Annotated in this window: 3 protein-coding genes and 1 pseudogene; 1 reads left to right on the forward strand and 3 read right to left on the reverse strand. The window is 69.1% G+C overall.

The annotated features are described in order from the left end of the window. The first annotated feature begins 247 nt into the window (after positions 1 to 247). The gene (locus tag AC27IO_RS20065) at positions 248 to 2,059 is read left to right on the forward strand and encodes a leucine-rich repeat domain-containing protein (protein WP_498740406.1); all 1,812 of its coding nucleotides are present in this window, start codon (positions 248 to 250) and stop codon (positions 2,057 to 2,059) included. A 129-nt stretch (positions 2,060 to 2,188) separates the two neighbouring features. On the opposite strand, the gene AC27IO_RS20070 is transcribed toward AC27IO_RS20065, so the two are convergent. From AC27IO_RS20070 to AC27IO_RS20080, 3 genes and pseudogenes are all read right to left on the reverse strand, one after another. Next, entirely contained in the window at positions 2,189 to 3,430 is a 1,242-nt protein-coding gene (locus tag AC27IO_RS20070; RefSeq protein ID WP_498740408.1) for an MFS transporter, read from the reverse strand. A 32-nt stretch (positions 3,431 to 3,462) separates the two neighbouring features. After that, positions 3,463 to 4,068: a hypothetical protein gene (locus AC27IO_RS20075; RefSeq protein ID WP_317356643.1), complete on the reverse strand. Its 606-nt coding sequence runs from the start codon at positions 4,066 to 4,068 to the stop codon at positions 3,463 to 3,465. 101 nt (positions 4,069 to 4,169) lie between these two features. After that, positions 4,170 to 5,289 (reverse strand): annotated as a pseudogene (locus tag AC27IO_RS20080) (amidase); the annotation flags it as partial.

The following is a 5,289-nucleotide window of genomic DNA, read 5'->3' on the forward strand; positions in this document are numbered from 1 at the left end:
TGCGCTGGAGGCCGATTGGGCTTGAAGTCCTCCCCCGACGCGGTGCGCGGATGCGGACTTCCTTCCGGTCTTCCGATCCTGGCGACAGGGCGTCGCGCGCCGTCAACGCCCCGTGTTGGCATCACGGCAGGACGTCGGTTCGCGCAGCGCTGTGACCTTTTCGGTTTTGGCGCAGCGATTGCGCTGGACGGAAAGTAGCCTGAGGTGCGCTGCAACTCCAAAGCCGCCAAGCCTTCGGCGCACCTCCATGTTCAACACCATCCATCGCCTTTTCCATTCCCGTCCCCGAACCGGTCCAACGGAACGTGCACCTGCCGAGAACACGCCGCCACGCGGTTCTCCCCGTGCAGCCGAAGGCTCTGGCAGTCCGCTGACCGCGCGGCGCCGTGAAAATGCCCAGGCGGAAAACACCATGGCGCCCCGAAGCTCTGTGGTTGGGCGCGCTTCCAGTTCACCGCCGCGTTCGCCGCTGCATCCGGCCGCAGCGGCGGGTAGCTCGTCGGCTGCCCTGGCCAGCAGCGTGGTGCGCGATATCGACGACTGGCTCGAGCGCAGCCTGCCGCTGGCAGACAAGGTGAATGGCAACGTCGACTTCTACGATGACGTTGAAGACAGAGACACGACACAGGATGTCTTGCGAGGGGTGGCCACCGCGATGCGCCGCGTGGCCATGGGAGACAGTTCCAGGCTCGTGGTGGCGTGGGGCCTTCCTGCCAAGACGTTGCCCGATGCGATCGGACGGCTGCAAGGCCTGCTGGAGCTGTCGCTGACCAACACCGGGCTGACCTCGCTGCCTGAAACCCTGGGTGAGCTTCGCCAGTTGCGCCATCTGACGCTGGCCACCAACCAAGAGATGGAGAGCCTGCCGGCGTCGCTGACGGCCCTCCCCAACTTGCACACCCTGCAATTGACCGGGAATTCATTGAAAGAACTTCCCTTGGACTTGGGGCGCATGCAAAGCCTGCGCACGCTCGAGTTGGGTTGCGGGGAATATTCGACCCTGCCAGCCAGCATCACCGAACTGCGCCACCTGACGCAATTGAGCGTGTCGCACTCTCGGCACATCCGGGAATTGCCCGAAAACATCGGCGACATGCAGGGGCTCCAGACATTGGTCCTCCAAGGGAATGCCAAGCTGGCGCGCTTGCCTGACAGCGTGGGAGACCTTTCCAACCTGCAGTTCCTGGACTTGGAGGGCACAAAACTGCAGACCCTGCCCCAGTCCCTGGCCCGGTTGCCCGCCAACTGCGTCATCCAGGTGCCCGATCATTTGCGCGGCCAATTGCAGCAAATCCGCCACCCCCAGGCCGCACGGCAAGCGGCGCAGGCGCCCACAGCGAGGATGCGGCCACCGACGACGCCCGCGACCCGGCAGGCTGGGCCATCACGGAACCACGGGGCTGAACTCCGGCGTGAGCTCAAGCGCATCGACCCCGACCTGACCGCGCGCTTTGACAAGTGGAGGCAAGGGTTGTCCCACGACGCGATGATGTTCGGCCAATCGCTGACACGAGAGGACAGGGGACTTCTGGATCAGATCGTGGCCGAGGCCATCGGGTCTCCCGAGTTCCGAAGCAGCTTCAGCCAGTTTTTGAGCGAGCACACACTCAAGGCCGTGGATGCCGACGGCGTGACGCAGGTGCATGACGGCCCGGCCGTGTTGGGCGACGTCAAAACCGGGTTCTCCAAAATGCTGGAGCACAAGATCATGCATACGCAAGACCCGCGCGCGGCGCTTGACCTGCTGCAGGGCGCTCTTCGCGATCCCGGTCTGGGCATGTCGCGCGAAGCGCTTCTCCACGAAAGAGACCTGCTCGATCCTCGCCTGACGCACATGTGGGCGCCGTTGCGGGCCTACATTTCCATGCACGACGTCAAGGTAAAAGCCAAGCAGGAAGCCGCGACCAAACTGGCCATGGCGCAGTTCGAGAACGCGGAGAAGGGCGTCATCAGCGAAGCGAAAGCGATGCGGGAGTCTAAAAAGGCGGAGGCCAAAGTGAATGACTCCATCGACCGGCGGGCCCGGGCGCTGGTGGATGGCGAATGGCACATCCGGTAGGCAGCGCCAGCGCCTTTGGTGTGCTATTGAATTTGTAGCGTCATGCCCTGGTGTCGATTGCGCTGGAGGCCGATGGGGCTTGAAGCCCGGTTGCGGCCTGCGGCGCAGTGGCCGGCCGTGCCCTCCCGCTCAGGCGTGCGCTGGCGCGGGCAGCCGCAGGAACGCCAGCACGCCGGTGGCCAGCAGCGCCGCGATCGTCAGCATCACGGCCGTGTACGGTTCCACGCCGTGCGCCGCTGCCATGGCCGCGGCCACGCCGGTCAGCCACTGCATCAGCGCCACGCCGAGGAACATCGCCATGGTGAACACGGCCATGGCGCGGCCGGTCATCGCGGCGGGGTAGGCCGAGCGAACGTCGGCGTACTGCAGCACCATGTAGCCCGACAGCAGCCCCACGCCGATGGCGCCGCCCACGTCCAGCCAGGCCTGGTGCAGCAACCCGATGGCCACAAACAGCCCCGCCAGCACGCCGGTGAACCCGGCGATCCAGCGCCGGCGCCGCGCGGGGCCCGGGTCCAGCCGCCCGAACAGCGCGGGGCTGAAGAGTGACACGAGCGACACCACCACGGCCACGTTGCCGCTTTGCACCAGCGAAAAGCCGTGCCGCTCGATCAGCAGCGGCCCCAGCCACAGCCCGCGCAGTGCGAGGAACGAGGCATAGGTGTTGAGCGCCAGCAGCACGATGCCCGCTGTGTGCGGCAGCAGGAACAGCGCCGCGAAGCCGCGCACGGCGGCGCCCACCGATTCGCGCGGGGCGCCGTCCGCGTGCGGCCGCGCGGGCTCGCGCACCTTCCAGAAGATCAGCAGCCACGCCAGCGCGGCCAGGCCCGCCAGTACGCCGAACCCCCAGCGCCACGACGCGTGCTGCACCAGCCAGGCCAGCGGCGTGCCCGTGAACAGCATGCCCAGGCCACCGACGCCCATGGCCACGCCCGACACCACCGCGAACCGCTGGGCCGGAAAATGCCGCGCGATGAACACGGTGCACACCAAAAAGGCCGGGGCGCAGCCCACGCCGATCAGCGCCTGCCCGAGCAGCACCAGTCCGTAGCCCGGCGCCAGCGCCGAGAGCAGCGCGCCCGCGATGGCCAGCGGAAACGCCGCCAGCAGCGTGCGCCGCACGCCGTACAGGTCGATCCCGATGCCCATGAACAGCTGCATGGTGCCGAAGGCGAATGCGAAGGCCCCGGCGAAGGCGCCCAGCGCCGCGGCCGACAGCCCGAACTCCGCCCGCAGGCCCGTGGCGATGATCGCCGTGATGGTGCGAAACGCCTGGCTCAGCGCAAAGCCCGACACCAGCGCCAGCAGCATGCCCCAGGCCGCGCGCGGCGCGAGGGCGGCAGGGGGCGGTGCGGCGGGCGCGGTCGGCATGGGCGATGGCGGGGTGTGGACGATGAGGGCGGTCAGCCGTTGACCAGCGCCAGATAGGCCTTGCGCGTCTCCGGCGACACGGAGGCCACGAGTTGGTCGTAAGGCGTCTGGTGCCGCGCCATCATGCGGGCCGAGGCGATGGTCTTCGATTTGCAGAACCAGTGGCAGGTGTGCTGCATCAGGAACAGCTCGGCCGACAGGGTGAAGGCCTTGTCGCGCGCATCGCGGCCGGCTTCGTTGCGCACCGCGCGGTCGATGCCCTGGGCATGCACCAGCAGGGCCTTGCGCATGTCGAACGCGGCCGATGGAAACAGCTGGTGGGCGAACGGCAGGCTGATCGCGATGCGGCTCACGCGGGTCAGCGCCGGGTCCAGGCGCGAGAACTCGGCCGTGAAGCGGTTGAACTGCTCGGTCAGCTGCGATTCGGTGGTGGTCAGCAGGCTCCAGATCTGGTCGCGCCGCTGCGGCTCGCTCTCGCCCAGGGCGCGCAGGTAGCCCTCGGTGAGGTTCTCCATCAGCTTCTCGATCTGGTAGTTGGCCAGGTGGCGCGCCAGCAGCGCGATGCGCCGGCGCTGCTGGCGGGCGTTGAGGGCGTAGGTGCCGGTGGCGATCAGGATCGCCAGAAGAAAGGTGTCCATGTGCGGGGTCGGGCCGTGGTGTCGGAAAACGGGGGTGAAGGAAAGTAGGGCAGGCGTTGAAAGGAACATGGGCCTGAAAGGCGCGCCCGCGGGCGCACCCGTCAGGCCCCGGGGGGCTGGGGCCAGGGGCGTTGCGGCCCGCGGATCTGCTCGAAGGCATGGGCGACCTGCAGCACGCCCAGGTCGTCGAAGCGGGGCCCGGCGATCTGAAGCCCGATCGGCAGGCCCGCCGCCGTGTACCCGCAGTTCACCGAGGCGGCGGGCTGCTCGGACATGTTGAACGGCACGGTGAAGCCGATGTGCTCCAGCGGGCGCAGCGGGTCGTCGGTGGGCGAGGGCAGCTCGGCCGCGAAGGCGGGCATGGGCGCGACGGGCGAGAGCACGTAGTCGAACGCGCTGCAGGCCTGCACCGTGGCCACGCGCGTCGCGTGGAACTGCTGGCTGGCGTGGAACACTTCGATGCCCGACAGGCCCGCGGCGCTGTCGGCCCAGGCACGGATGTAGGGCAGCACGCGGGCGCGCCGCTCCTCGGGCAGGGTCTGCAGGTCGGTGTAGGAGCGCATGCGCCAGAAATGGTCCATGCCATCGAGCATGCCCGGCGTCATGAAGGGCGCCATGGGCTCCACCCGGGCACCGGCCGCCTCGAACCAGCGCGCGGCCTGCTCGACGGCGGCGCGCACCTCGGGGTCCACCGGCAGGCCGCAGCCGGCATCCAGCAGCAGCCCCAGGCGCAGCCCGCGCAGCCGCTCGGTCCCGCGCGCGGCATCGCCCCAGGCGATGGGCTGGAACGGCAGTCCCATGCTGTCGCGCCCATCCGGCTGGCTCAGCACCTGCATCATCAGCGCGGCGTCGGCCACGGTGCGCGTCATCGGGCCGGCGGCGCGGCCGGTGTAGGGCGGATCGATGGGAATGCGGCCCAGGCTGGGCTTCAAACTGAAGATGCCGCACCAGCTGGCCGGGAGGCGCAGCGAGCCGCCGATGTCGGTGCCGATGTGCAGCGGCCCGTAGCCCGCCGCCGCGGCCGCACCGCCGCCGGCGCTGGAGCCCGCCCGGGCCCCTTGGAGCGGTCCCAGGGGTTGCGCGCCAGCGCATGGAAGCTCGACAGCCCGGACGACAGCATGCCGTAGTCGGGCATGGTGGTCTTGGCCACGATCACCGCGCCGGCCTCGCGCAGCCGCGCGGCCGGCGGGGCATCGGCCGGGGCCGGCACCAGCACCGTCG

The organism is Acidovorax sp. KNOB132 (assembly GCF_057541515.1).

Coding starts and splice junctions, on each gene's coding strand:
- AC27IO_RS20065 (WP_498740406.1), top strand. CDS start 248: ATGTTCAACACCATCCATCGCCTTTTCCATTCCCGTCCCCGAACCGGT.
- AC27IO_RS20070 (WP_498740408.1), bottom strand. CDS start 3,430: ATGCCGACCGCGCCCGCCGCACCGCCCCCTGCCGCCCTCGCGCCGCGC.
- AC27IO_RS20075 (WP_317356643.1), bottom strand. CDS start 4,068: ATGGACACCTTTCTTCTGGCGATCCTGATCGCCACCGGCACCTACGCC.